Genomic DNA, 25049 nt, shown 5'->3' on the forward strand with positions numbered 1-25049 from the left:
GGATCCTGGCCCGCTGGGCCGACGAGCACGACGTGAGGCTCTCGGTCGGGCGCACCGGCAGCTGCCATGGCAACGCGGTCGCGGAGTCGTTCTTCGGCACGCTGAAGAACGAGATGTACAGCCTGCGCACGTGGGCGACGCGCGAGGATGCGCGCAACGGCGTGATCGACTACATCGAGCGCCGATACAGCCGCAACCGCCCCCACTCCACGATCGGCTACCAGGTCCCCGCGAAGGCGATGGACGCCTTCTTCGAGAGGACGAAGCCGGCTGCGGAAAGCGCCGTCGACCGGCACGGATGCGAGGGGAAGATGGCAGCTTAGAAAGGGAGCGGCGTTTTGTGTCCGAAATCTTGACACAGCTCAAACACACGAAGCCCGCTTTCTTGCCAAGCCCGACACACGGGAGGCCCAAAGCCGCCAGGCCCGACACACCGGAGCTCTATTCTTGTCAAAGGGCGCGCGGGAATCCCGATTGAGCAAAGCTCTGCTCGATTCCCCAAAGGGCAATCATCGTTCCCGTGGGGCTAAGGGAACGTTTCCCTCTGTCCCGCCTTTTTGTTGTGCGGACGCGTTCGATTCCAGCTAGACTTGCAACGGAGCAAACTTTGCACAACGTTGGAGCGGCGGTCGGAAGCATTATGAAATCCCTCTCACTATCGAAGGAATCCTTGGGTCGAATCGGCGTTGCCGCGTGCGCATTGTCCCTTCTCGACCTTTCCAGCCTGGCCATGATCTCGTTCATGGGCGGCGTGCCGTATCTTCCAGGCCTGTATCCTTCGATATTGTTCGTCGCCATGCTGGCCGTTGTCTCCATTGCGTTCGCGCTGTTCGGCGGGCGACCGCTTTCGCTTCGTGCGCACAAAGCCGCCTTCTATCTGTTCGCCTTTGTGGCGGCGCTGGGGCTTCTGGCGCTTTGGACCGCGCCCGCGCTTTCCCTGGCAAGCTTCTGCGCCTATTCCATTGGTAACGCGTTTCTGCTCTTTTTCCTGCTGGAGCTGCTGCTCGAGGTTTCCTCGATCGAGCTTGCGCTGGCCATCGTCGCGGGGCTCGCAATCTTCACGGTGGGTTCCCTGGCCCTGAACGCGATCGACGCATGGCCGTTCGCGTGCGTTATAACGCTGCTCGCCGCGCTGTTCTGCATCAAATATCTGGACGAGACGCTGGGCTCGTCCGAAACGGAGCCGCAAAGCGCCGAGCTTGGCGTGGACCCCAAGATTCTTTGGGGAACGCTCTGCGGGCTCTTCTTGGCGGGCCTTTCGACCGCCATCACGCAAAACATCACGGCAATGCAGGGCGTCGCAAGCCCCATGTACCCGGAAATCACCTCCATCGTTGCGTTTGCGCTTCTGGCGTACCTGTCGCTGTTCACCAGCGACACCAACGTGTCTTCCGCTGTGAAGCTCATTTCAAGCCTCATCGTGGCCTCGCTGGTCCTGCTGCTTCTGTCCGATCGGCTTGTATACCAGGCCTACCTGCTGTCGAGCGTCGCATATGCGCTCATGAACAACCTGGCCTATTACGTGGCGGTGCTGGTTGCCAAGTCCCGGGTGTTTGCGCCCCTGCGAGTGTTCGGCGTCATGGGCGTCATGCTTTCGTCCGGGGCCATCGTCCTTGTGGCCTTCGCGCTTTTGGGGCTGAACGTTGCCGACCGCACCTTTATCGCGGGCCTTGCCCTGGTGTTCGCGTTGGCGACCATCTGGCTTATGGGCGACCGCGGCGTCGACCAGCTGGTCAGCCCCAAGCAGCCCGCCGCAGCAAGCGACGATGCCGGCCCTTTGCGCTTCGAGGAGAAGATTCGATCGGTCGCACAGATCGCAGGGCTCACGCCCAGGGAGCAAGACGTGTTCGAGCTTGCCGCAACCGGCCGGAGCGTTCCGTTCATTGCCGAGAAGCTGGTGCTCAGCGAGAACACGGTAAAGTCCTATTTGCAGAAAGTCTACGCCAAATGCGGGGTGCACTCGCGTCAGGAGCTTATCTCGCTGGTCGAGGACGCAGCGGACGCCTAGGCCTCAGACTAGGTTTGGGCTTCGGCGGGGCTTTCACAACCTTATTGCAAAACCCCAGATAAAACGCCTGCACCCGATTCGTATGTACGGCAATTTTCTGCAATAGCGTACGTTTCGCGTCTTTTTTCGGCGGTCTTAACGCCCCTAGAATCCTTCTCAGTCAAACGCCCTCGGCAATGCGGGGCACAGCACATGGAGGAGGAAACCATGACTGCGAACAAGATGACGCGCAGGGGCTTTCTGGGTCTTGGGGCCGCTGCGGGCGTCCTGGCGGCAGGCGCAGCGCTGGCTGGCTGCAGCCCGAAGCAGAGAACCGAAGAGGAAAGCAAGGAGGCCGCCGTCGAAGGGCCTGATACCATTGACGAGAGCCTGATTGCCGACACGGTGGACTGCGACGTGGTGGTGTGCGGCCTGGGCGTTTCGGGCGTGGCGGCGCTGCGTGCGGCTGCCGAGTCCGGCGCGAAGGTGGTCGGCGTGGAAAAGACCAGCGTGCCCAACTGCCGCTCCAGCATGTTCGCTGCGTTCAACTGCGATACCGCCCGCCAGCTGGGCGTGGAGGACATCGATCCCGCCGCGATCGCCAACGAGCTCATGATCCAGATGGCGCACCGCGGCGACTATCGCGTCATCAACAAGTGGCTGGCCAACTGCGGCGAGGCCTTCGAGTGGTACGTGGGCGCCTACGACGGCCTGCTGATGGTGGGCCCGGAAGACGAATACCCCGAAGACCCCGAGCAGATTTACCTGTACGCCGACGCCATGGCCGCGCCGTACCGCTTCGGCATCGACCACGAGCGCAACTTCTCCGGCTGCTGCTGCGTGGGCGGCGGCAACGAGACGCATCGTCCCATCCTCGAGGCGAATATCCAGAAGGCCCTGGACACAGGCAACGCGCAGACCTTCTTCGATTCGCCCGTGGTGCAGCTGGACGTGGCCGACGGCCGCGTGACCGGCGCCGTGTGCCAGAATCTGGCCGACGGGTCGTACACGCGCTACGTGGCCGCCAAGGGCGTGGTGCTGGCAACCGGCGACTATAGCTTCAACGACGACATGCTGAAGCAGTACGCGCCCTGGGTGTACGCCAACAAGGACAAGTACCTGTTCTCGCACGAGGCCATGGACATGAACGGCAACCACGCCAGCATGGGCGACGGCCAGCGCTTGGGCATTGCCGCGGGCGGTCACGTGGACGTGGCGCCCCACGCCGTCATGGCGCACATCTTCCAGTTCGGCGCCGAGTTCTTCCTCGAGCTGAACGAGCGCGGCCAGCGCTTCTGCAACGAGGATCTGAGCATGACCAACATCGCCAAGGTGATGGTAAACCAGCCGGGCAGCAAGGTGTTCCAGATTGTGGACGCCACGGCTGAAGATTACTACCCAGTGGAAACGATGCTGGGCTACATCCGCAGCGACGGCGAAATGTTCTCGGCTGAAGCGGACACGCTGGAAGACCTGGCCGCTCAGCTGGGATTTACCGGCGAGGATGCGCAGGAGTTCGTGGTCAGCGTGGAGCGCTACAACGAGCTGTGCGCGAAGGGCCACGACGACGACTTCGGCAAGGCGGCCGAGAAAATGCACGCCATTGCCACGCCTCCGTTCAAGGCCATCACCTACGACACGCTGAAGCACACCTCCGTTGACGACGTCAGCTGCATGCGCCTTCTGGTGACCATGGGCGGCCTGGTCACGAACGACAACGCCCAGGTGCTCGACGACGACCTGCGTCCCATTGCTGGCCTGTACGCTGTGGGCAACACGCAGGGCGGCCGCTTCGTGGACGACTACCCCTTCAGCCTGTCCGGCGCAAGCCACGGCGCGGCGCTCACCTACGGCTACCTGGCCGGCAAGCACGTCGCCCAGCAGTAAGGCATGCCGAAACCTGTGCCCGGCTCAGTTCGGCGAACCGGGCATTCTTTTTTGTTCTATCGAAGAAAGGACCCATTATGGACATGACCCGCAGAAACTTCCTGGCAGCAGCCGGCGTGGCCGGCGCAGGGGCCTTCGCCGCGCTTGCAGGGTGCTCGGCGCCCGCCGCCAACATCGTCGAGACCGTGGACGTCGACGTGGTGGTCGTGGGCTCCGGCACCGCGGGAACCTATGCAGCCGTGCGCGCCGCCGAGAACGGGGCCAACGTGCTGTGGCTGGAGCAGTACCTGGTTCGAGGGGGCACATCGGCCATTACGGAGGGCATTGCCACCATCGGCGGCTACGCCATGCGCGAGCAGGGGCTGGACCTGAAGCTCGACCAGCTGTATCACGACTACATGGAGTTCCAGTCGTGGGGAGCGTCGCCCGACGTGCTGTCCATGTATCTGGCGAACAGCGGCCCCGCTACCGACTGGGCCATCGACCATGGCGCGAAGCTACAGTACAGCCCCATCAGCGAGGACACCTACTGGGGCAGCGTGTGCTTCGACGACGAGGGGAACTTCCTGCACATGGGCGAGGGCATGCTTCAGCCGCTGTGGGACTACGGCGACACCATGCCGAACCTTGAGCTGCGCACTGGCGTCACTGCGTCCGAGCTCGTGATACAGGACGGCACCGTGACCGGGCTTTTGGCCGAGGGCGGCGAGGGCACCATCCAGGTGAACGCCAAGGCCGTGGTGCTGGCGACGGGCGGCTTTGCCGACAACCCCGACATGATGAAGCAGTACGTTGGCGCCGACGAGGGCGAGATCGTCATCGTGGGCATGGGCGGCCGCATGGGCACGGGCGTGAACATGGGCCTTTCCGCTGGCGGCAGGATGCACGGGCAGTCCGCCATGATGTACACCTTCGGCGCCGTAGAAGGGGCAACAGGGTTCAATGACATCGCGAACATGGTATTCTGCTGGGACGCAACGCTTTCGGTGAACGAAAAGGGTGAGCGCTTCCTTAACGAGGCCGAAACCGTAACCAGCCGGACGGCCTTCCGCAACCTTTCCGTGCGCAACCAAAAGACGGCGTGGGCTGTGGCCGACGCGCCCTACGTGAACGCTTTTGCCGAGATGGGCCAGGTCGACTACGTTACCGGTATGACCGAAGGCGACCTGATGCAGGAAATCGAGTCGTACGATTCCATCGTGTCCGCCCAGACTTTGGACGAACTTGCAGAGAAGATGGGCGTTCCCGCCGATGCGCTGAAGGCGTCGGTCGAGCACTACAACGCCATCGCCGACGGCGAGCCCGACCCCCGTTTCGGTCTGACCGGCGAGTTCGTCATCCCCGTTCTCGAGGCTCCATACTATGCGGCGAAGATCGTCCCGTCCGCGTACGGCACCGAGGGAGGCCCGCTGACCAACGACAAGATGCAGGTGCTCAGCGACGAGACCGGCGAGCCCATTTCCGGCCTGTACGCCGTCGGTTCGGACAACGGGTCCATGTACCACACGAACTACCCGATGCACATCATCGGCGGCACCGCGCAGGGCTTCGCCGCCGCCAGCGGTTTCGTGGCTGCCGACACGATTACCGCGTAGCCAACCGTCCAACTTCAGCCTCCTCCAAAAATCCGACCAGAAGAGAGTCTCTCCTGGTCGGATTCTGCATAAATGGGGACAGTCCCTTTTTATGCTTTTTTATGCGATCGGTCGCTTGCTCAGCAGCGGTGCCAGAAAACGCGTCCCGTGTGCTGCCCTTGGACAGTTTGCCCCGCACATGTGCGGGGCTTTCTTTAAGGGTCCACAACCCTGGCCTCTGCGCGAAGCGCGAGAGCCAGAAAACCACCCGCTATGCGGGTGGAGGACCCTTGGCGCTGCGCGCACGCCTCGCCCCTCCCGTACAATGACGGCTGTCCAGGTCGTTATCGAAATCGGGAGAAAGGCGAGGCATGGCGCACCAGCACAACTGAGCTGTGTCAAGATTTCGGACACAAAACGCCGCTCCCTTTCTAAGCTGCCATCTTCCCCTCGCATCCGTGCCGGTCGACGGCGCTTTCCGCAGCCGGCTTCGTCCTCTCGAAGAAGGCGTCCATCGCCTTCGCGGGGACCTGGTAGCCGATCGTGGAGTGGGGGCGGTTGCGGCTGTATCGGCGCTCGATGTAGTCGATCACGCCGTTGCGCGCATCCTCGCGCGTCGCCCACGTGCGCAGGCTGTACATCTCGTTCTTCAGCGTGCCGAAGAACGACTCCGCGACCGCGTTGCCATGGCAGCTGCCGGTGCGCCCGACCGAGAGCCTCACGTCGTGCTCGTCGGCCCAGCGGGCCAGGATCCTGCTGGTGTACTGCGACCCGCGGTCGGAATGGAAGATCGCGTTGCCGGCGACGTAGCCGCGCCGCCAGGCGCGTTCGAGCGCCTCGACCACGATGCCTGCGGTCATGCGCTCCGACATCGCCCAGCCGACCACCATCCTCGTGCACAGGTCTATCACGGTGGCCAGGTAGAGCCAGCCCTCCCTGGTCCTGAGGTAGGTGATGTCGCCCACGAGCTTGCAGGTGGGCAGCGGGCTCGTGAAGTCGCGCTTTATCAAATCGGGCCTGGCCGGAGCGTCCTCGTCGGGGATCATGGCCCTCTTCTTGGAGTTCGGGGCGATTCCCCCGTATGCCCAGCTCCTTCATGCATTTCCTCACGCGGTACAGCGTCGTGCCGGCGAACTCCTCGGGCAGGAACGCCAGCACGAACCTGGCGCCGAAGGTGCGGTCCGATTCCAGCCACACGCGCTTCACCTCGGCCCTCAGCCCGGCCCACGGGTCGTCCGGCTCGCCCTTGGCCAGCCAGCTGTAGAAGCCCGACCTCGACACCTCCAGCACTCTCGCCATCATCTTCACGGGGTAGCTGTCCTTCTCCGCCCTCATCAGGCGGTACCTGTCTACCTTGCTTGGTTCGCGGCGAAGAAGGCGCTCGCTTTTTTTAGGAACTCGTTCTCCTGCTCGAGCTCGCGGACGCGCTTGCGCAGCCGCCTCACCTCGTCGGATTCCGGGTCGCCGGGGGCCTTGCCGTCCAGCTGCTCGCGCCGCAGCTTCACCCAGCGCTGCAGCGTCTTGTCGTGGACCCCGAGCTCCTTCGCGACCTCGGTCGCGGGCCTGCCCGACGAGATGACGTAGTCGGCGCATTCGAGCCTGTATTCGTCGGTGTAGTTGGTTGCGTTCGCCATGCTGTTCTTCTCGTTTCTCTCGGTCTTCGAATCATGCACGGAAGTAGCGGCGATCCGTGTCCGAGAAAACGATACAGCTCACCAAGACCAAAGCCGGCACGCGCGTGCTGCCGCTCTCCGACAAGACGGTCCAGATCCTCAAGGACCACAAGGAGGCCCAGTTCAAGCGCTACGCCCGCACAAACCAGTGGCGTAAGCCGGAGGAGGGCTACATCAAGCAGACCGACGACAGCCCCGTCATCACGGACAACTGCGGCACCCGCATCCTGCCCACCAGCCTCAGCCGCTGGTGGACCGAGAACCGCGCCAAGTACGGCCTCGACGGATGGTGCCTGCACGAGTTCAGGCATACGTATCTGACCCTGCTCGCCATCCAGGGCGTGCATCCCAAGGTGATGCAGGAGCTCGCCGGGCACTACAGCTCCCAGATCTCCATGGACATCTACACGCACGTGAACATGGACTCGAAGAGGCAGGCGGTCGATATCGTGTCGGCAGTCTTCTAGCCGGTGCTTGTGGCGGGGTTCGGCGCCCGCTACAAGCGCGGGGACGATTTGTAGCAGTTTTGTAGCAGCCGAGGCACCAACGAGAAAGGAGCCGTTTTCTTACCCCCTCTGACCTGCGGTAATGTGAGTGCAAAAAATTCCCTGTCTAAATGCATCTACTGAGTGGGAATAGTTCATCTCATCCGGTCTCATCTCTCACGTCTAGTCGCGCTGTCTTGCAACCAGTGCCCTCACTTGGGCAAAGCCACCGGGACTTTCGGGGAGTGACAAACGCGCGAGGCCCTGGATTCTTCGGATTTCGGGGCTTGTTTTTATGGGTGCTAATTTGCGGGAATATTCTTCACTCGGCTGCGCGAGGGTGACGCTTTGCGACTCTTTGCAAAGAGAAGCGATTAGATGCCAAAACATGACACGCATATGAGATTATAGTAATATATACGAAATTATATGTGACATTCACGTATATCTTACCATTGGAGGAAGCACGAAGAAGAACGACCTCATCGAGCTCATACGCGGGAACGCCGGCCGAGTCACCACCAAGCAGGCACGAGAGGCTGGCTTCTCGTCGAGCATGCTGCAGCTGCTCGTCTCCCAAGGCTTGGCAGTCAAAGAGAGCCGTGGGGTCTTCGCGCTCGCAGAAACGCCACTGGACGACTTCGCCGTCATCTCGCTGCGATGGCCGAAGGCGGTCTTCCGCTGCAGCAGCTCGCTCTACCTCCATGGTATGACTGATATCGTGCCAGGGACGTACGAGGTCTCGCTTCCCCGAGGGTACAAGGAGGACGGCCTGGTGGGGGAATTCCCCAACTGCCTTGTATCGCATGAGAACGGGGAGCTCTACGGCCTAGGCGTGGTGCAAGGCACGTCCCCCACGGGCACGCCGCTATCGCTTCATGACCGCGGGCGCAGCATCTGCGATCTCGTGCTCGCGCGCAAGCGCGGCGAAGCGGATACTCAGCTCCTTGGGCAGGCCATGAACTCGTACTTTACCTCTTCCGAAAAAGACCTGCCCCAGCTGATGCGCTACGCGAAGGCGATGGGTGTGACTGCAGATCTTCAGACGTATTTGGAGGTGCTGTCATGACAATCAGCAATGATGCAAGCCTGAGAGGCAAGGCGAGGAGCCTGGCAAAGGAGCACGGGCTTTCCGCCCAAGAGGTCATGCAGCGCTATTTCTTCGAGCGCTTCCTCATGAGGCTGGAGGGGACGCACTACAGAGAGCGGTTCGTGATTAAAGGAGGACTGCTTCTCTTTTCAATGATGGGCGTGGCACAGCGCACCACCATGGATCTGGATGCGACTGTCAGGGCTATGACACTGAACGAGGAGACAGTCTCGGCCGCCATGCAGGAGATCTGCTCGGTCGATTTGCATGATGGGATTGCTTTTGCGTTCGAACGAGTGGAGCCCATCCGCGAGGACGACGACTACGGCGGGCTGCGTGCGCATCTGGTCGCCGAGTTCGGCCGTATGCGGACGCCTTTGAAAGTCGACGTCACCACGGGCGACGTTATAACACCCAGGGAGGTCGCATACGAGTTCCCCACGTTGTTCGGTGAGAAGCCAATCCACCTGCTGTCGTATCCGCTCGAGACGTGTATCGCAGAGAAGTTCGAGGCAGTGGTGAAGCGCGGGGCTGCTACCACACGTGCCCGCGACCTGTATGACATTGCTACACTCGTGAGGCTGTACGAGCCGGCAATCGATTGGGGAACCCTGTGTGAGGCCGTTCGGCGGACATCGGAACATCGCGGCTCCTCGGACATGATGAAGCACTATGAGCTCGTAAGCCGGGAGATAGAAGGCTCCAACGAGATCGCCCGCATATGGAGCGCGTACACGCGCTTGAACCCGTATGCTGCCGCAGTTTCAGTCGAGGACGCCATGAACGCCGTCCGTATGATTGGGAGAAGAATCGGCCTCTGAGGGGCATATGCGGGTGGCAAGAGGTTGTTGTGACCGGACATACGAATTTGGCTTTCATCCATTCGTGTCGATAGAAGCGTCTGCATCATGGAACTATATGCATGTAGTCATTCGGAAAGTACTGATTTACATTGCCCAGCTCAGAGCCGTTACTCTTCACTCGGAAATCGTCACTCTTGGGTCGGGAAGCGTCGCACTCCGTCGACATTTCTTTCGCTTATGTATTCAGCTGCGCACAACAGAACATCGTTTCCGCAGTTCAACCATGTCACTCTTCGGTCGGGTGAAAATACTCTCCCCAGGTGACTTCAGAGCATGTAGTCACCGCTGGCTACGGGGTGACTACACGGCTTTCGCAATAAGAGAATGGAGGAAGTCCCAGCTCAACCTCCCTACTGACTACATCAAAACGGGCAATGCAACGATCGAGTGGGAATAGATAGGCCTATGAGCTGGGCGTTTAGCATCCGTCCCATCTATTGGCAAGTCAAGTACAAGCCGCCCGCGAACGAGGATGAGCAAAAAATTTTGGAAGCCCCTGGAATCGTCGATTTCGGGGGCTTCTTTCATGCTATTTCACCTGCACATATACACCCCGGCATTTTCCGATTGGGAGGGATCCTTGCTAGACGATCCCCGCCTTCTCGAAGTGCTTTTTCATGACCCTCAGGGAAACGAGGGCGCCCATCAGGCTCGTCGCCACCGTAAGGACGACCATCCCTACGTACATGGGGCCTGTGAACAATGCAACGAACTGCACCATCGCCTCGTCGGTGAGCCGCAGGATCTCCTGACGCTCGGAGAGATATTGTGCAGCTGAAAGATACATGGGAAGGGTGAAAAGCGCCGACTGCAACGTGCAGCCGGTGACATAGGCTGCAACGAGGCCCTTCCTGTTCGCGTACCCAACGCGCGTGGCGACTGCCTCCGCAACGGCCCATCCCGCTATACCGCCCAGGATACCGAAGACGTTCGCCGCCATCAGACCGGGCAGCACGTTTATGATCCCCATGATGAGAAAGGTTCCGGACTTCTTAACCTTTGCGGCAAGGAGCAGATAGACTATCGACGTGAAGAAGCAGACTATGGGTATGTTGGCGACCGTCCCCACGACAGTGAGGCCCGCAATGCTTCCCACCACGAAGAAGATGAAGAGGGACAGCGCCCCGAACACTCCGATGGATACCAGATCGCGGGGTCCTATGGCCGAGATTCCGCTTTTTTTCATGACAGGTCCTTCCTTTCGTTTCACTTTTAAGACAGGCGCGTTCCCGACGGAGCGGGCCGCGTCCGGGATTACGTCATCGCGGTCCGAACTGGAGCCACATGAGCATTCCGGTTGCTAGGAGGGCCAAGACAGCCGCTGCAGCGTCCCTCACTCCGAAAGACAGAGAATGCAGCACCGTCGGTTGCGCAGGGCCGCCCAGACCACGGGTGAGCGCGGATGCCGCCAGCTCGTCGGATACCCTCGCGCTCCTCATGAGGAGCGGAACCACCAGGAGCTCGCATATGAGGACGGGGTGGATGAGCGAATATCCCCTGGTGACCGCGACACGACGCGTCCTCAGGCTCTCCATGAGACGAGCGGCGTCCTTCCGTATAGTGGGGAAGAACCTCAGGACGACCATGCACGGGATGAGAACTACCCGCGGGGCGCCCATGGATTGCAGCGCGGCAAGGAGGCCCTGCATCGAAGCGAATTTCGACAAAGATATTCCCAGCAGGGCCAGCACCACGAACTTCTGCGCCATGTAGCTCAGCATGGTTACGGCAACCGACAGCGTCGTTCCGCCGGCTCCCTCGACAAGGGCCATGACAACAGCGATAAGAACGTAAGCGCCGGACAGGACGGCGCACGGCCGCCACGCTCCGGCCGCAAGAGCGCACGCCGCCCCGATAGTGCATGCCGCGTGAGCTGCCTCCGGTCGGTTGGAGAGCATTGCCGCAACCCCCAAAAGGCAGGTTGAGAGCAAGGCCGTGCGCGGATCTAGGCATCTGCGGGAAGGTTCCATTGCGCACCTCCCTTCCAAAGCGACTCCGACAGCCTCTCTCGTGTCGAGCCATCGAGCGCGAAGTCGTCGACGATGAGCCCGTCCTTCAGATGAAGAATGCGATCGCACGCGAAAAGAAGGAACTCGAAATCGTGCGAGACGACGAGCACGGCGCCGTCGGCTCGCGCGAGGGAGCGGATTGCAGAAGCGACCTTCTCCATATTATCCCTGTCCAGACCGCTCGTCGGCTCATCGAAGAAATAAGCCGAGGCCTCGTCGACGAGGGCGCACGCTATCGCGAGGCGCTGCTTCTGCCCGCGCGAAAGCGTTGCGGGGTGCGCCTCCCTCATATCCCAGAGCCCAAGTTCCTTGAGAGCTCGTTCGCAGGCCCCGGTATCCCTCCGCCCGCCCACTGAAAGCTCCCCCAGAACGCTGTCGCTGAAAAGCTGGCAGTCGGGATCCTGCATGATCAGCCGAACCCGCCCCAGCCGCCCCTTGGGCGAAAGGACCTCGCCGTCGACGGAGACGGTGCCCGCGACCTCCTTTTCGAGCCCGCAGCACAGACGCGACAAGGTCGTCTTCCCCGCACCGTTCTCCCCTACGACCCCGATCACCTCGCCGTACTGCGCGGAGAAGCTCAAAGGGCCGAGGGCGCAGGAGCCGCGCGAGGCTCCCTCCGCGCTTCCCGCCGTGCGGCGCGAAGCGTACGAGAACCTGAGGCCTTTCACCTCAAGCGCCGTCCCCTCGGGTTTCGAGAAGGCTCGATCGCGGACGGTCCTGGCCTGCAGTGCCGACTCGGGTCTCAGGCTCCTGAGGCCCATGCGGGCAAGCGAGGCATCGTCGAGGAGCATCGCGTCGTCGGCGTCGTACACGCGCGACACGCCACCGTCCTCGATGACGACCATGCGGTCGATGAGGCCGGACAGGTAAAAGAGGCGATGCTCTAAAACGACGACGGTCTTCCCCTCGCGCTTCAGCTCGGACATCGCCTTCCTGAGCGTGGCCACGGCCTCCATGTCGAGGTTCGCGGACGGTTCGTCGAAGACGTACACGGAAGGCCCCATCGCGTAGCAGGAGGCGATGGCCACCATCTGCATCTCTCCGCTCGAGAGGCCGAACACGCTCCTGCCCCGAAGATGCTGGATTCCCATGCGCCGAAACGCATCCTCGACCCGCTCCAGAACCTCGGCCCGCGGCAGCCCCGCGTTCACGCAGCCGAACGCCACCTCGCTCGTGGCATCGGTCATGAAGAACTGGCTGCGGGGGTCCTGGAAGACCGAGCCGACCAGCCTTCCGATGTCTCCGATATCGAGCTCGCGTGTGTCCGTTCCGCCGACTCTTGCCGCTCCTTCCAGCTCACCCGCATAGAAATGGGGGATAAGCCCGTTTATGAGCCGTGCGACCGTGGTTTTCCCGCATCCGCTCCTCCCCGTCAGGAGTACGAACTCGCCTTCATGGATGTCCAGGTCGACGCTGCGGATCGCGTCACCCTCCTTCCCCGCGTATTGGAACGTCACCTTGTCGAGAGCGATGGACGCGGAGGAGTTCATGCTCGACCCTCCGTTTTGCTCCCTTGCTCCCAGAGGGTACGATAGTAGCCAGCGCCCTCCTCGAGGAGCTGTTCGTGGGTGCCCTTCTGCACGATCTTCCCCTGCTGCATCACGATTATCTGGTCGGCAGAGCGAATGGTGCTCAGATGGTGCGCCACCACGAGCACCGTCCGGTTCTGCGCGAGCGCAGAGACGGCCCTTTGCATGAGCACCTCGTTGACCGGGTCCACGTTGCTCGTCATCTCGTCGAGCACGAGGATGGGGGCGTCCTTCAGGAACGCCCGCGCGACGGACAGCCTCTGCTTCTGGCCGCCCGAGAGGCCCACGCCGTTCTCCCCGATGGGCGTCGCATAGCCCTGCGGGAGCGACATCACGAACTCGTGGATGCACGCCTTCTTGGCCGCCTCCACCACTTCCCCATGCGTCGCATCCGCCCTGCCGATGCGAATGTTCCCCTCGATGGTGTCAGCGAACAGGCGCACGTCCTGCATGACGACGCTGATGGAGGCCAGGAGGTCGTCGTAGGGGATGTCCCTCACGTCCACACCGCCGACGCTCACGCTTCCTGCATCCACGTCCCAGAACCTCAGCAGGAGGTTGGCCAGAGTGCTCTTGCCCGATCCGGACTCGCCCACGAGTGCCGTCATGGTGCGCTCGGGGACCGTGAACGTCGCCTCGGACAGCTCGAACGAGTCCCTTCCGTAGGAGAAGCGCGCCCGGTCGAACCCGATCGAGTGCGACGAAGGCACGCGCGGCTCATCGGGCTCGGGGACGGAGGGCGCGTGGATAATCTTCTCTATCCTGCGGAAGCTGTCCTTCACCTTGAGGTAGTTCATCCAATGCGACTCCATGGCGAAGAACGGCTTGTAGAACTCCACGCTCGCGACGATGAAGCCGATGAAGACGAACAGGGGAAGGGAGCCATTCTGCACGAGCAGGGCGCCGCCCGCCGCCATGACCACGAAGGCGAGGTCCGCCACGAAGCTGTAGGCGGACAGAACCAGCGCCCTGTTCCGCGACGCCGCCTTGCTGCTCTCGCCGAAGCTCGCCACCGTCGCCTCGAGCCTGCGGTCGAGGATCTCGCTTTCGGCAAAGGCCTTCAGCAGCGGGACGCCCTTCACGTACTCGACGAACAGGCTCGTCATGTCCGCCGCGTCATCCCCACATCTGCCCTCGAGGGTCTGGGCCTTCCTCAGACCTGCTGCAAGAAGGGCCAGTGCGATGGGCAGGATCGAGACCATGAGCAGCGCCATGCGCTGATCGACGATGATCGCGGCCGCGAGCAGGATCGCCGCGACGATGAAGTCGGCTGCCATCCTCGTCCAGAGATGTCCCACCACCATCTCCATGCTATCGATGTCCTTGTGGACGATGTCTCCGATCTCGCCCAGGCGCTCCCCCGTGTAGAAGCCGAGGGAGAGCGACTTCAGCCGCCTGACGACGGCAGTCCTGATCTCCAGCACAAGGTCGAAACCCGCGCAGTGCTTCTGCTTGTCGGCAACGATGCCGCTCGCTCCCTTGACGAGGAGAAGGCAGACAAGCGCCACCCAGTAGGGAGCGAGGTCGGCCGGTCCGTTCAGGACCGAATGAATGGCTGCGAGGACGACGAAGGCCATCGCCACGCTGGATAGCGTATAGATCGTGAACGCGACGATGCTTGCGACCATCATACGTCGGCCAGAGGAGGTCATCCTCTCCAGGATCTCCCTTACCATGATGCGGCCTCCCTGATATCCCAGTTGTCCACCTGCTTTTGCTTGGCGACCATCTCCTGATAGAGGGGGCAGGCGCGCATGAGCTCTTCGTGGGTTCCGGACCCGGCCACACGGCCTTCCCTCATCACCATGATCTGATCTGCCCCTCTAATGGCGTTCAGGTGGTGGGCTATGCTCACGACGGTCTTGTCGCGGGACAGGTCGTCTATCGCCTCCTGTATGAGGGTCTCGTTCTCGGCATCGACTGCGGCCGTCGCCTCGTCGAGGATGATGACGGGGGCGTCTTTCAGCATCACCCGGGCGATCGAGATGCGCTGGCGCTCGCCGCCCGAGAGCTGGACGCCGCCCTCGCCGGGGACCGTCGCGTAGCCGTGCGGGAGCCCGGAGATGAAGTCGTGGATACGCGCCCTTTGGGCCGCCTCGACGACCTCTTCATGCGTTGCGCCCGGCCGGCCGATGAGGATGTTCTCCTCGATACTCTGGTTGAAAAGGAACACGTCCTGCTGGACTATGGAGAAGAGGCCCGACACCTGCCTTTCGGAAAGGCGGGACAGGTCTCGTCCACCCACCGTGATGTGTCCGCTGCTAGGTTGCCAGAATCCCATGATCAGACTCGCGAGCGTGCTCTTCCCGCATCCCGAGGAGCCTACGAGCGCGTTGGTGCTTCCCTTGCGGAACACGAGGTCGATCGAATCGAGGGCACGCTTCCTCTCGCTGCCGTCCTCCTCGCTCTGCGGGTAGGAGAACGAGACTCCGTTCAGCTCGATATCTCCCATGCGAGGTTCCTCAGAGTCCTTGATGGGGTCTGCGGTCTCAACGCCCAGCACCGATTCGATGCCCGTCATCGCCTGGTCGAACATGAAACGGTAGTGCTGCAGAGTCGCCGTCTTGGCCACCGAGGAAGTGAAGGCCGTGGAGAGCACCATGGACAAGATGAGATGTTCGATGGATATGCCGCCTGTGGAGAGGAGCCATGTTCCCACGATCAGCACGAGCACCGTTCCGGACTCCATGAACAGGGCGATGAGCGCCATGGGGACCGAGACGTCGTTCATCGAGCTCGTCGCCCAACTCACGTAATCGCGCGCTGCTCTGATTGTCTCCTCCGTCTTGCGCTCTTCCTTTCCGAATGCCTTGACGACCGCTATGTTGGCAACGTATTCCATAAGGCTGTTCTGCATACGGGAGGCGTACTGGGCCACTATCTCGAAGCCCCTCGCCCAAGCGGGGGCCGCCGCCTTCTTCACGAGCCACATGAGAGGCAGGCCTGCCAACATGCACAGAGCGAGCCGCCAGTCCACTGCGAGCATGAGGACGAACGCGGCGGCGGGAAATAGGGTGGCCGAGGCTGATTCGGGAAGCCCGTGGGCAAGGTACACCTCTACCTGCTCCACGTCGTTGCGCATGATGTTCGCGAGATCTCCCGGCCTTCTGATCTGAAAGAAGCCGAGAGGGAGCTTTTTCAGATGGCGCACGATGCGCAGGCGGATGTCCGTCAGGCACGAGTATGCAGCCTGATGAGCCTTCCATGTTGCCGCGTACATGCATACCGCCTTCCCCGCCACGCATGCCGCCATCGCCGCAGCGGCGCAGGCTATTGCCGAGGGCGAGAGGGTGCCCTCCAAAAACAAATGGACGAGGTAGATCACGAGAACCATGGGCACGAGCCCAAGGACCGCCCTGGTCAGAAGCATGGCATTAGAGAGCCGACTTTTCGCCGTCATCTCCCTGGCCAACTCCCTCTTGTCCTTCATAGAATGTCTCCTTCAATATTAAATAAAGATTCGATATTGTAAGTAGATTGAGGCCTATCTCAGTTCGACTTGACTAACTATATCATTATAGAATCAGAATTCAATATTGAATGTCAGAGTACTCGAATAGGGTGGCAGAAAGTTCTGTCACAGGGAGTTCACCCCTTCGTAATAGCACTGGGCGATGAGCGCAAGCATCTCACGAGCTTCATTCTCGCTGCTGTAGTGGCGGGCTACCTCCATCAGGCTCTCTACGAAGTTGCTTGCGAGCACGTGGGCGAGCAAGTCCGGGTAGCGCAGAACTGCACGCTTGTTCATCATGTATCGGATATGCCGCTCGATGCTCTCGACGAAATCGTCCTTCGCATGCTCGTAGGCGGTACCCTGGCTCTTGTCAATTAGGATAACCAGCAACTTGTGATGGGCCAGCATGTTGAGCAGGGGTCCCTCGGCGGCAGTCTGGTACCTCTCAGAGGGCGTATCTGCAATGATAAGTTCTTCTTCACGTGCAATTCGGTCGAAGTCGAAGGGAGCGGACGAAACGACACCCTCGAATAGCTTCTCTTTGTTCTCGAAGTACGAGTACAGCAGGCTGGCTGATACGTCGGCGAGCTTCGCGATGTCCTGCATTTTCGCACTGCGGAAGTCCTTCTCATAGAACACCTGGACGGCGGCGGCAAGTATGCGCTCGCGCACCTCTTCCTTGAGAACCTGCATGCCCTACCCCTCAATTCCTCTTGCTGTTGAATTATAATTCGGTATTGAATCATTCTAAACGATGCCCAGAGAACGGCGAAGGGCAGAAACCGAGGCGTTTCCGTTCGATTATCTGGCTTGGCGAAAAGCATTCGTCATACTTTGACTTGCGTCGTGAGCCAGCAAAACAGATTCGAGATGAAGTATTGATGACAAGAGAAAACCACGAAAACTCGGGCAAGCGCGAATCAGTCAACGACCTCCCCTCCATCAAGGAACTAAAACGCAGCGCGTCGGGACTCGAATGGCTCGGAAGGCTGCTCAGGAACGACGAGGCGAGGAAGAGTGCGCGGGAAGTCCGAGAAGAGCTCGACAGCCTCGTCTCGCTCGTCGATGGCTTCTACCGTCTGTTGGGCGATAGAAACTGGGCCTTCTCAGACGCGCTGAACCTCGAAAGGATGCGCGCGGTCGTCAGCAAGCCCACTCCCGGGGAAGCCGAGCGAGAGCTCATCGAATACCTCAAGGAGGAAGAGGTTCTGCATCGAATGATCACCAGGCTGAACCGCTTTCCCGACATGCGCCCGCGCATACCGCTCCTGGAGAAGGCCGAACAAGACTACCTCCGGGGGCGCTACTACAGCTCGGTCCTCGTGACGGTCACCGTGATGGACGGATTCGTAAACGACGCCTTCCGATCCGAAGGGAGGAAGGGCCTCCATGCGAGGGAGTCAGAAGAGCTCAATGCGGGAGACTGCGTCGCGACTGTGTGGGATGGGCTCCCGTCCATCCAGAAGGCCTTCACGAAATCAATCCACGCGAGGATAGATGAACCGGTTTGCGAAGTCTACCGTCACGGAATCATGCACGGGATGGTCACCGACTATGACAACGACGTGGTTGCCTCAAAAGCGTGGTGCATGCTCTTCGCCGTCGGAGACTGGGTCGATGCCGAGGTTAGGAAACGAGAGGCTGAAGACGAAGACCCTCGTAATATCGTTCAAGTGCTCAAGGGCCTCTCGGATATGCAGAAGCGCAACGCCGAAAATGACAGGAGGCTCGAGAACTGGGAGAAGCACCGTGTGGATCTCGAGCATCCCGCAGGCCCAGACGAAGAGCTCGTCAGAGACTGCGCGGGATTCCTCGAGGCCTGGAAGGCGAAGAACTACGGGGTGCTGGGGTCGTTCTTCCCCAATTTCGCGAACAAGACGCCAGGCGCGCAGGCCGGTGAAGCGAGAGAACTCTATTCTCCCCATCCGATCGAGGGGTACAAGATAGAGGAAATTATCAGGCCCGCCGCCGCGGTCGCCAGCGCAAAGATAAGGCTCCGCACTTCGAACGGATCGTGGACCGCGGCGATCCGCCTCTCTCGGCTGGAGGGAACCGCTCCGGCTGCTGATTGGGAACCGGGCGCATGGAAGGTGATGGGATACGGGGTCGACCCCTTCGTTGATGCAGAGAAGAATGGGCTAGCAGGTGATGTTTCTCCGGCTTGATGGAAGACGCTATGCAGCCTACCCGCGCTGATGCCACAAAGCTGAAGAGACGCCGTGCAACCTGGCTTGAAACCTCGAATCGCGAAACGAGCGCAAATCATGCCATCAAATTGCACTTTCCAACGTCAGTAGTAAATCGACGCGGAACGCACGGTTTTCGACGATTTGGATGTATGAGATTGGGCCAAGCTTGCCGATTCTCACCTTCGCGGACCTGATCGTTTGTTCTCTGGGAAATTATGGAACCCTTGCAGAAGCCAATTCAAAAGAGAAATCGGCCACGTGCAACATGACCACGCTTTCGCAGTCGGTAGCGTGCCGAATGTTGGTGTAGCCACTCGATTTGCGAGGCGCGGGCTTCAGCCCGCCCGAGCGAATCGAGCTATCACCTAGAACCGAGAGCCCGGTTACTGTCGTGCCATGTTATGCCGCCTTCCCGATAGAGTCAACGTTGCCCGACAGGACCAGCGCGATTATCCTGGCCGCATGCTCGGCCGCCGTGCCCTTGTAGGTGGGCTTGGGCGCCGGTTTCCTGCGTTCCGGTTCCTCGTACGCTTCAGATATGGACGTTGCCGTGAACCGCCTGCGCGTCGACCAGTCCTCGTCCTTCTCGGAGAGCACGGCGCCGAGCATCCTGATGAGCGATTTCCTCGACGGGAAGACCTGGACGACGCGGCTGCGGCGCTTGACCTCGCGGTTCACGCGCTCCTGCACGTTGTTGGCGCGAAGGCGGCGGTGGTGCCCGTGGGGGAAGTCGAGGTACGCGAGCGCGTCGGCCTCCGCCTCTTCCAGGAGCTCGGCGGCCTTCGCGTTGAAACCGGCGATCTTCTCGCAGGCCAGGTGGTACAGCTCGCGCACGAGCGCGGGGTCCTTCTCGGCGAAGACGGCGTGCAGTATGGAGCCTATGGCGGCCTTGTGGCGCTGGCTCTTCGCGCATGACGTCGCGTTTCTCTCCAAGTGAACGATGCAGCGCTGCCAGGCGGCGCCGGGGAAGACCTCCTCTATCGCCTTCCTGAGCCCTTCGTGGGCGTCGCTCGTGACGCACACGACACCGTCGACGCCGCGGGAGCGAAGCGATTGCAGGAAGCCCCTCCACCCTAGGTACGACTCGGTGTCGATGGCGTCCAGGCCGACGAGGCGGCGGTAGCCGTCGTCGCCGCAGGCGATCGCGGTGACGAGCGCGGTCGGGCTCGCATGCCCGGCGTCGCGGCACTTGAGGTAGGTCGCGTCGAGCCATAGGTACGGGAACCGCAGCTCCCCGAAAACGCGGGTCTGCAGGTCCTCCACGACGGCGTCGAGCGACTCGCAGATCCTCGAGACCTGGCTGGCGCTCATGCGGCCGATGCCCATCGCGTGCGCCGCCTTCTCGACCTTGCGCGTGCTCACGCCGTTCGTGACCATCTCGGAGACGGCCGCGATCACGGCCCGGTCGACGCGGAAGTAGCGCACGAGCAGGTCCTCGGGGAAGTAGCTGCCCACGCGGAGCTTCGGTATCCGCAGGGTTATCGGCCCGACGCTCGTCACGAGCGTCCGCTCGCGGTAGCCGTTGCGCTGGTTGCCCTCCGCGCACGCTTCGTCGGCCTGCGCGTCCATGATCTCGTTGACGAGCGCCTCGGCCATCAACCTTATTAGCTCCCGCAGGTTGACCATCCCGTCGTCGAATCTCGGAATCCCGGGCGCGACGGCGCCCATCTGCTCTAAACTTTCCATTGCGGTCATCGCCTTTCTTGTGAATCCATCAATCTCGACAATTGACGATTCTAGGCGATGGCCGTTTCCTTCACGAAATCATCCCGCTAGCGAAACGGCCGTTACACCAACTTTTGGGACGCGATCCGTGCTCAGGCGGAGAAGCACTCGCATAACGTTGTCGTTTGCTGCGAGAGAGAGAAGCGACGATGGCGCGCAGGTGGGGCGCCACGTGTCGACAGGGCGCCCCACGGCGGCAGGGCTCCGCGCGCGGATGGGACGCTTTTGTCATTGACAGAATTTCCCTGGCTGAATGCGGGAGTTTCAAGGCCCGTATAATAAAAAAGTGTGCTGCTGCAAATGCGACGATGGGAGGCGATCATGAACGATGGTCGAGCCGGGCCTGATGTGCGTTTCCAGCGCGGCGTTGACCCTCCCGGTGGACGGCTTGCCGTTCTCGCTGACGACCGCCAGCACGTTCTTGAATGCGTCTATGGCGACGACCACGCAAATCAGGTCCTTTGAGAGCCCGCGCCTGGGCTTTCTCCCGAGATCGTGGAGCAGGTCGGTGTCGTTGAAGTACATCGCGTCGATCCACACTCGCCCGGAGAACACGACCTTCTCCTGCCAGGAGTCTACCGTCGAGAACACCTTGTGGCGCCATAGGAACGCCGTTCCGTGGCTCACCTCCGCGACGAGCTCCATGAGCCTGAGGGAGGCGCTGTGGCACATCACCTCGGCTATTCGCATGATCTTGTGCAACGGCAGCTTCGCGTCGGCGAAAATCGTGCCGGTCAGCGCGCTGAACCTGCATCCGCATTCGCGGCACCGGTACCTCCTGGCCCCGTTGGGGGCCTTCCCGTCGAGCCTCGGCCGGACCGATCCGCAGTCCGGGCAAACAGGCGCATGCCCCCACTTGTCGAGCAGCCCCTCGATGGTTCTGGCCCCGTACTTCTCGAAGCGCTTCCGCGATTGCGCTACGTCCCATAGCTCAGCGAACTGCCGCTCATCGAGACCGTTGACGAGCACAGCGAGATCAAGGCGGGCTTCCACCATATCCGCTCCTGACATCCTGCATCGCCCGAACGACCATCTCCCAGGATGTCGCCAAACAAAGAAGGAGATGGCCGATTGGGCGACTTTGTTTGGCTGGAACGATTATATGGCGGCCGTAAGAGTGCCGCTATAGGGAACACCACAACGTAGACCTTCAGAAAACGCGTTTTACGGTCATCCTTGCGATCTGCGCCTGCATGATTGCGGCAATCGGGCTGGCAGCGTGCTCGGGAAGCGGACAGGTGCTTCCCAGTCCTCCGAAAAGCAGGAGACCGTCGTAGCTGCACCCTCGGACGAAGACCTCATCAGGGCGGATATTGAGAGCATCGTCGGAACCAGCGTTTCCAAGGAAGCGCTCGCCGCCAGTTTCAGAACCGATTCCCAGATGGTCGAATTCGAGAAGATAGGCATGGATATCGACGCCTACGCTGAAGCCTTCTCGAAGAAGTGCAAGCTCGAAATCGATTTCATCGAGGTGAAAAGCGATACGGCCGTCGCAAAAGTCACGTTCACCACACCCCGACTCGATGATGAAGCCGAGAAACTGCTCGATGAGACTCTTGATACCGAACTGGAGAATGTAGACATCGAGAACGCTTCCGAAGAGAAGCTGTTCACGCTACTCTTCGGGGTCATGCAGAAAACGATCGAGAGCCCCGACTTCCCCCTGGGAAGCGAGAGTTTCGACATCGAGTACACGAAGACGAACGGGACATGGAGCATGGTCGATCAGAGCTTCGTCGAAAGCAGCTTCGTCGCGGCAGCGGCCAGCGCCGCAAACGTGTAGCCCTCGTCGGCAGCGAGCAGCTTTACATCCCGAAGAAGCGCTTGAGCTTGGCAACGCCCGCCTCGTCCATATCGTAGCGTTCCCGTATCGCACCGTCCTTCAGGTGCACCACCTCATCGCAAACTTCGGCGATGAGCTCGTAGTCGTGCGTGATAACGAAGATGAAGGCGCCTGCATCGCGCAGGCGCCGCAAAATCCGCGCCGTTTGCAGCATATGGGCGTAGTCCAGACCGCTCGTCGGCTCGTCGAACAGCAGGACCCTTTTGCCGCTGAAGCAGGCCGAGGCTATAATGACCCGCTGCTTCTGTCCGCCTGAAAGCGTCATGGGGTGGCGCTGCTCCAATCCTGAAAGATCGAGGTCGTCGAGCACATGCTCCAGCTTTCGGGCCCGTGCCGCCTCGTCGGCTTCGCGCGAGCCGAGCGTCACCTCCGTCTCGACGCTATCGGAAAAGATCTGGTGCCCTACCTCCTGCATGACCAGGTAGCTCAGCTTCAGGCGCCTGCGGGCGGACAGGCGCTCGCCGTCAAGCGAACAATCCGCAGACGCCTTCTTAAGCGTCGCGCACAGCGCGGCTGCAAACGTCGATTTCCCGGCCCCGTTAGGCCCTACGACGGCATGGATCCGCCCGGCCTCAAACGTTTCATTCTCCACGCAGAGCACCCGCTGCTTGCCGCGGAACCCCTCAAGGCGCGAGAGCACCAGGCGCTCGCCTGGCACCGCACCCGCACGCACCGCCGCAGTGACGTCGCTGTTGGACGCACGAACGGGCGCCTCGGCAAGCGAGAGGAATCGCAAGCCCATGCGTTCGCGCTCGGCGGCATCGAACGCTGCGAGCTCGCTTTGCGTGTACTCGGCGCGCACCCGCCCGTCCTCCATGCAAACCGCCCTATCGAACAGGTCGCGCAGGTAGAACAGCCTGTGCTCCGCAATCACGATCGTCGCCCCCTGGCGCTTGAGCAGAGCCAGGATGCGCCTCAACCGCTCGACAGCGGACATGTCGAGGTTCGCGGAGGGCTCGTCGAGCACGTACACGCTCGGCCTCATCGCGTACACGCTGGCAAAGGCGACGATCTGCTTCTCCCCGCCCGAAAGCTCGAAGATGCTCCGATCCATCAGGTCCTCGATTTCCAGGTCCTCGACCGTCCTTTGCACCCGTTCAACGATTCTCTCGCGCGGCATGCCCAGGTTCTCGCACCCGAACGCTATCTCGCTCGTTGTGTTCACGGTGTAGAACTGTGTGCGCGGGTTCTGGAACACCGTGCCGGTCTTCTCGGCTATCGCATACAGGGGAAGCTCGGACACGAGCCGACCGTCGTGGAGCACCGATCCTGTGAGCTCGCCTTCGTAGAAATTAGGGATCATGCCGTTGATCAGCCTGATTACGCTCGACTTACCGCACCCGCTCTTTCCGCAGAGCAGCACGCACTCGCCGTCCGCCACGGACAGCGACACCTCCTTCAAGGCGGGTGCGACCGCCTCCGGGTAGGTATACGTGACGTTCTCGATCTTGATCATAGCACCCCGCATCCTTTGAGGACGGCGACCGCGACGCCGTACGACGCGAGCACGCCGATTGCCAGGTAATCCGCAAGCCCGAACGCCACCTCCACGTACGAGGTATGCTCGCCCGGCGCATCGAGCCCACGGCACAGGGCCGCTGCGGAAAGTTCTTCGGCGACGTTCACCGCCGAGAATATGAGCGGGACCATGATATGCTCGAGCGAGACGCGGATACCGCGCATTTTCATGGCCGCGCGAATAGAATCCCACTCCTCGCGAATCGTCGGGAAGTAGCGAAACGTCACGGACAGCGGAATCACCACCGACTGCGGGAGCCGCAGCTTGCGCATGGCGGCCACGAACTCGCTCACCTCCGTGGTGTCGAGAATCCACTTCCCCAGAATCCAGCAGGGCATGAACTTGCGCAAGGTGAGTGCCAAAAACGACACGAGAGCGAAAGCCATCCCCGAAAGCTGCGGGGCCATCAACCTGTCGACAAGAAGCATGACCAGAAAGACGACCAGGTACCGCACCGCGTTCTTAGCCCGCCTCGACACGAGGCTTACGACCTCGCAGTACAAGAACAGCATGACCTCGAGCACAAGGGAATGGCTCGCAAGGAGCAGGAAGTTCACACCGAGCAGCAGCGCGAACTTCGTTCTCGGGTCGAATCTGGCGATCGGCAGGCTCACGAGACGATGCCGGCTTTCTGGAAGTGCTTCTTGAACATTCTCTCGCTGATAAGCACGCCGACAAATCCGCAGGCCACGGTTGCAACGATCATGACGAGCAGAACCCAGATCGGCGTGATGGAAGCGAGCGCGTCAACGAACTCCTGGCTCATGCCGCGGCTCAGCGTGTCGGCGAAGAAATAGTCCCGCATGACCCAGATCGGCAGAAAGCCGCCGATGAGGTTCAGGGCGAAGAACAAATAGCTTATCGCATTGCGCCCCTTGCTCTTGAACCCGCCGCTCCCGGCGATGACCTCGGCGATGATACCGAACAGGGCCCCGAACGGGACCACGATCCAGATATTGCCCATGAGCAGCAAGAATAGACTCGGCAGCACAGCCGCGATGAAAATCGGCCCGTGCAAGGGAGCCTTCGCCACGAGCATGAGGTACACCGGCGCCCCCACGAGCGCGATGATGCTCGTCATGGCAAGGTAGAGCGGCGGCACGGGCATGCACACGGTCCCGATGACCGCGAACACCACGAAATACAGCGCGATGAACACGCCTGCCGAAACGAGCTGCTTCGATTTCTTAACGTTCGTTTTCCCCATTTGATCGGACATGTT

Annotated in this window: 22 protein-coding genes and 2 pseudogenes; 10 read left to right on the forward strand and 14 right to left on the reverse strand. The window is 61.2% G+C overall.

Features of this window, described 5'->3' with window-relative positions; translation table 11 throughout:
• The 4 genes from HMPREF0762_RS01705 to HMPREF0762_RS01720 all read left to right on the forward strand — a co-directional run.
• Window positions 1-323 (forward strand): integrase core domain-containing protein (locus HMPREF0762_RS01705; protein ID WP_006361628.1); only part of this gene is annotated, 323 nt, incomplete at its 5' end.
• Between the two features lie 347 nt (window positions 324-670).
• The gene (locus tag HMPREF0762_RS01710) at window positions 671-2008 is read left to right on the forward strand and encodes a helix-turn-helix transcriptional regulator (protein ID WP_245935471.1); all 1338 of its coding nucleotides are present in this window, start codon (window positions 671-673) and stop codon (window positions 2006-2008) included.
• A gap of 207 nt (window positions 2009-2215) precedes the next feature.
• The gene (locus HMPREF0762_RS01715; RefSeq protein WP_245935472.1) at window positions 2216-3874 is read left to right on the forward strand and encodes an FAD-dependent oxidoreductase; all 1659 of its coding nucleotides are present in this window, start codon (window positions 2216-2218) and stop codon (window positions 3872-3874) included.
• 83 nt (window positions 3875-3957) lie between these two features.
• Window positions 3958-5469 (forward strand): FAD-dependent oxidoreductase, encoded by a 1512-nt coding sequence (locus HMPREF0762_RS01720; protein WP_245935473.1) that lies wholly within the window; start codon window positions 3958-3960, stop codon window positions 5467-5469.
• 410 nt (window positions 5470-5879) lie between these two features.
• Here the strand turns inward: HMPREF0762_RS01720 and HMPREF0762_RS01725 are convergent, their stop codons facing one another.
• The 3 genes and pseudogenes from HMPREF0762_RS01725 to HMPREF0762_RS01730 all read right to left on the reverse strand — a co-directional run bounded on the left by HMPREF0762_RS01725 (window position 5880) and on the right by HMPREF0762_RS01730 (window position 7082).
• Window positions 5880-6494: an IS3 family transposase gene (locus tag HMPREF0762_RS01725; protein ID WP_006361633.1), complete on the reverse strand. Its 615-nt coding sequence runs from the start codon at window positions 6492-6494 to the stop codon at window positions 5880-5882.
• Between the two features lie 34 nt (window positions 6495-6528).
• Window positions 6529-6783: pseudogene (locus HMPREF0762_RS09470) on the reverse strand (IS3 family transposase); the annotation flags it as partial.
• Between the two features lie 14 nt (window positions 6784-6797).
• The gene (locus tag HMPREF0762_RS01730; RefSeq protein WP_040618790.1) at window positions 6798-7082 is read right to left on the reverse strand and encodes a transposase; all 285 of its coding nucleotides are present in this window, start codon (window positions 7080-7082) and stop codon (window positions 6798-6800) included.
• Window positions 7083-7138: 56 nt separating this feature from the next.
• Here HMPREF0762_RS01730 and HMPREF0762_RS01735 point away from each other — a divergent pair, with 56 nt between their 5' ends.
• The 4 genes and pseudogenes from HMPREF0762_RS01735 to HMPREF0762_RS01745 all read left to right on the forward strand — a co-directional run bounded on the left by HMPREF0762_RS01735 (window position 7139) and on the right by HMPREF0762_RS01745 (window position 9517).
• Window positions 7139-7588: a tyrosine-type recombinase/integrase gene (locus tag HMPREF0762_RS01735; protein ID WP_006361642.1), complete on the forward strand. Its 450-nt coding sequence runs from the start codon at window positions 7139-7141 to the stop codon at window positions 7586-7588.
• A 502-nt stretch (window positions 7589-8090) separates the two neighbouring features.
• Window positions 8091-8216: pseudogene (locus HMPREF0762_RS09475) on the forward strand (type IV toxin-antitoxin system AbiEi family antitoxin domain-containing protein); the annotation flags it as partial.
• Window positions 8217-8327: 111 nt separating this feature from the next.
• Entirely contained in the window at window positions 8328-8675 is a 348-nt protein-coding gene (locus HMPREF0762_RS01740) for a hypothetical protein (RefSeq protein ID WP_248676481.1), read from the forward strand.
• Window positions 8672-9517: a nucleotidyl transferase AbiEii/AbiGii toxin family protein gene (locus HMPREF0762_RS01745; protein ID WP_006361645.1), complete on the forward strand. Its 846-nt coding sequence runs from the start codon at window positions 8672-8674 to the stop codon at window positions 9515-9517. The genes HMPREF0762_RS01740 and HMPREF0762_RS01745 overlap by 4 nt, the downstream gene beginning before the upstream one ends.
• 625 nt (window positions 9518-10142) lie before the next feature.
• On the opposite strand, the gene HMPREF0762_RS01750 is transcribed toward HMPREF0762_RS01745, so the two are convergent.
• The 6 genes from HMPREF0762_RS01750 to HMPREF0762_RS01775 all read right to left on the reverse strand — a co-directional run bounded on the left by HMPREF0762_RS01750 (window position 10143) and on the right by HMPREF0762_RS01775 (window position 17244).
• Window positions 10143-10745, reverse strand: a complete 603-nt coding sequence (locus HMPREF0762_RS01750; RefSeq protein ID WP_006361646.1) for an MptD family putative ECF transporter S component — start codon at window positions 10743-10745, stop codon at window positions 10143-10145.
• A 73-nt stretch (window positions 10746-10818) separates the two neighbouring features.
• On the reverse strand, window positions 10819-11529 hold the full coding sequence (locus HMPREF0762_RS01755) for an energy-coupling factor transporter transmembrane component T (protein ID WP_040618793.1): 711 nt from the start codon (window positions 11527-11529) through the stop codon (window positions 10819-10821).
• Window positions 11505-13058 carry an ABC transporter ATP-binding protein gene (locus HMPREF0762_RS01760; RefSeq protein ID WP_006361648.1) on the reverse strand — a complete coding sequence of 518 codons (1554 nt, stop codon included), beginning with the start codon at window positions 13056-13058 and terminating at the stop codon, window positions 11505-11507. The genes HMPREF0762_RS01755 and HMPREF0762_RS01760 overlap by 25 nt, the downstream gene beginning before the upstream one ends.
• Entirely contained in the window at window positions 13055-14773 is a 1719-nt protein-coding gene (locus HMPREF0762_RS01765; RefSeq protein WP_006361650.1) for an ABC transporter ATP-binding protein, read from the reverse strand. Before HMPREF0762_RS01765 ends, HMPREF0762_RS01760 begins: the two co-directional genes overlap by 4 nt.
• A complete protein-coding gene (locus tag HMPREF0762_RS01770) occupies window positions 14767-16527 on the reverse strand; it encodes an ABC transporter ATP-binding protein (RefSeq protein ID WP_006361651.1) in 1761 nt (586 codons plus the stop codon). The genes HMPREF0762_RS01765 and HMPREF0762_RS01770 overlap by 7 nt, the downstream gene beginning before the upstream one ends.
• A 147-nt stretch (window positions 16528-16674) precedes the next feature.
• On the reverse strand, window positions 16675-17244 hold the full coding sequence (locus tag HMPREF0762_RS01775; protein ID WP_006361652.1) for a TetR/AcrR family transcriptional regulator: 570 nt from the start codon (window positions 17242-17244) through the stop codon (window positions 16675-16677).
• A 188-nt stretch (window positions 17245-17432) separates the two neighbouring features.
• Between HMPREF0762_RS01775 and HMPREF0762_RS01780 the strand changes: the two genes are divergently transcribed.
• A complete protein-coding gene (locus HMPREF0762_RS01780) occupies window positions 17433-18716 on the forward strand; it encodes a hypothetical protein (protein ID WP_006361653.1) in 1284 nt (427 codons plus the stop codon).
• A gap of 423 nt (window positions 18717-19139) precedes the next feature.
• On the opposite strand, the gene HMPREF0762_RS01785 is transcribed toward HMPREF0762_RS01780, so the two are convergent.
• Entirely contained in the window at window positions 19140-20426 is a 1287-nt protein-coding gene (locus HMPREF0762_RS01785) for an IS256 family transposase (RefSeq protein ID WP_115314188.1), read from the reverse strand.
• Window positions 20427-20729: 303 nt separating this feature from the next.
• Window positions 20730-21461, reverse strand: coding sequence for an IS1/IS1595 family N-terminal zinc-binding domain-containing protein (locus tag HMPREF0762_RS01790; protein ID WP_006361655.1), 732 nt, complete (start codon window positions 21459-21461; stop codon window positions 20730-20732).
• 409 nt (window positions 21462-21870) lie between these two features.
• On the opposite strand from HMPREF0762_RS01790, the gene HMPREF0762_RS01795 reads away from it, so the two are divergent.
• Complete coding sequence (locus tag HMPREF0762_RS01795) at window positions 21871-22248, forward strand: hypothetical protein (protein WP_147286819.1); 378 nt, start codon at window positions 21871-21873, stop codon at window positions 22246-22248.
• Window positions 22249-22270: 22 nt separating this feature from the next.
• Here HMPREF0762_RS01795 and HMPREF0762_RS01800 read toward each other — a convergent pair whose 3' ends face one another.
• Genes HMPREF0762_RS01800 through HMPREF0762_RS01810 form a run of 3 tightly spaced genes read right to left on the reverse strand, consistent with a single transcriptional unit; the run spans window position 22271 to window position 25046 of the window.
• Window positions 22271-23764, reverse strand: a complete 1494-nt coding sequence (locus HMPREF0762_RS01800) for an ABC transporter ATP-binding protein (RefSeq protein WP_006361658.1) — start codon at window positions 23762-23764, stop codon at window positions 22271-22273.
• Window positions 23761-24441 carry an energy-coupling factor transporter transmembrane component T gene (locus HMPREF0762_RS01805; protein ID WP_006361659.1) on the reverse strand — a complete coding sequence of 227 codons (681 nt, stop codon included), beginning with the start codon at window positions 24439-24441 and terminating at the stop codon, window positions 23761-23763. Before HMPREF0762_RS01805 ends, HMPREF0762_RS01800 begins: the two co-directional genes overlap by 4 nt.
• Window positions 24438-25046 (reverse strand): MptD family putative ECF transporter S component, encoded by a 609-nt coding sequence (locus tag HMPREF0762_RS01810; RefSeq protein WP_006361660.1) that lies wholly within the window; start codon window positions 25044-25046, stop codon window positions 24438-24440. The genes HMPREF0762_RS01805 and HMPREF0762_RS01810 overlap by 4 nt, the downstream gene beginning before the upstream one ends.
• Between the last annotated feature and the right edge of the window lie 3 nt (window positions 25047-25049).

Source organism: Slackia exigua ATCC 700122 (assembly GCF_000162875.1).
In the GTDB taxonomy this organism is placed as follows: domain Bacteria; phylum Actinomycetota; class Coriobacteriia; order Coriobacteriales; family Eggerthellaceae; genus Slackia; species Slackia exigua.

Bases quoted from the DNA above. Each gene is read 5' to 3' on its own strand.
- HMPREF0762_RS01715 (WP_245935472.1), top strand. From the start codon at position 2,216: ATGACTGCGAACAAGATGACGCGCAGGGGCTTTCTGGGTCTTGGGGCC.
- HMPREF0762_RS01720 (WP_245935473.1), top strand. From the start codon at position 3,958: ATGACCCGCAGAAACTTCCTGGCAGCAGCCGGCGTGGCCGGCGCAGGG.
- HMPREF0762_RS01725 (WP_006361633.1), bottom strand. From the start codon at position 6,494: ATGATCCCCGACGAGGACGCTCCGGCCAGGCCCGATTTGATAAAGCGC.
- HMPREF0762_RS01730 (WP_040618790.1), bottom strand. From the start codon at position 7,082: ATGGCGAACGCAACCAACTACACCGACGAATACAGGCTCGAATGCGCC.
- HMPREF0762_RS01745 (WP_006361645.1), top strand. From the start codon at position 8,672: ATGACAATCAGCAATGATGCAAGCCTGAGAGGCAAGGCGAGGAGCCTG.
- HMPREF0762_RS01750 (WP_006361646.1), bottom strand. From the start codon at position 10,745: ATGAAAAAAAGCGGAATCTCGGCCATAGGACCCCGCGATCTGGTATCC.
- HMPREF0762_RS01755 (WP_040618793.1), bottom strand. From the start codon at position 11,529: ATGGAACCTTCCCGCAGATGCCTAGATCCGCGCACGGCCTTGCTCTCA.
- HMPREF0762_RS01760 (WP_006361648.1), bottom strand. From the start codon at position 13,058: ATGAACTCCTCCGCGTCCATCGCTCTCGACAAGGTGACGTTCCAATAC.
- HMPREF0762_RS01765 (WP_006361650.1), bottom strand. From the start codon at position 14,773: ATGGTAAGGGAGATCCTGGAGAGGATGACCTCCTCTGGCCGACGTATG.
- HMPREF0762_RS01770 (WP_006361651.1), bottom strand. From the start codon at position 16,527: ATGAAGGACAAGAGGGAGTTGGCCAGGGAGATGACGGCGAAAAGTCGG.
- HMPREF0762_RS01775 (WP_006361652.1), bottom strand. From the start codon at position 17,244: ATGCAGGTTCTCAAGGAAGAGGTGCGCGAGCGCATACTTGCCGCCGCC.
- HMPREF0762_RS01780 (WP_006361653.1), top strand. From the start codon at position 17,433: ATGACAAGAGAAAACCACGAAAACTCGGGCAAGCGCGAATCAGTCAAC.
- HMPREF0762_RS01785 (WP_115314188.1), bottom strand. From the start codon at position 20,426: ATGGAAAGTTTAGAGCAGATGGGCGCCGTCGCGCCCGGGATTCCGAGA.
- HMPREF0762_RS01790 (WP_006361655.1), bottom strand. From the start codon at position 21,461: ATGGTGGAAGCCCGCCTTGATCTCGCTGTGCTCGTCAACGGTCTCGAT.
- HMPREF0762_RS01795 (WP_147286819.1), top strand. From the start codon at position 21,871: ATGGATATCGACGCCTACGCTGAAGCCTTCTCGAAGAAGTGCAAGCTC.
- HMPREF0762_RS01800 (WP_006361658.1), bottom strand. From the start codon at position 23,764: ATGATCAAGATCGAGAACGTCACGTATACCTACCCGGAGGCGGTCGCA.
- HMPREF0762_RS01810 (WP_006361660.1), bottom strand. From the start codon at position 25,046: ATGTCCGATCAAATGGGGAAAACGAACGTTAAGAAATCGAAGCAGCTC.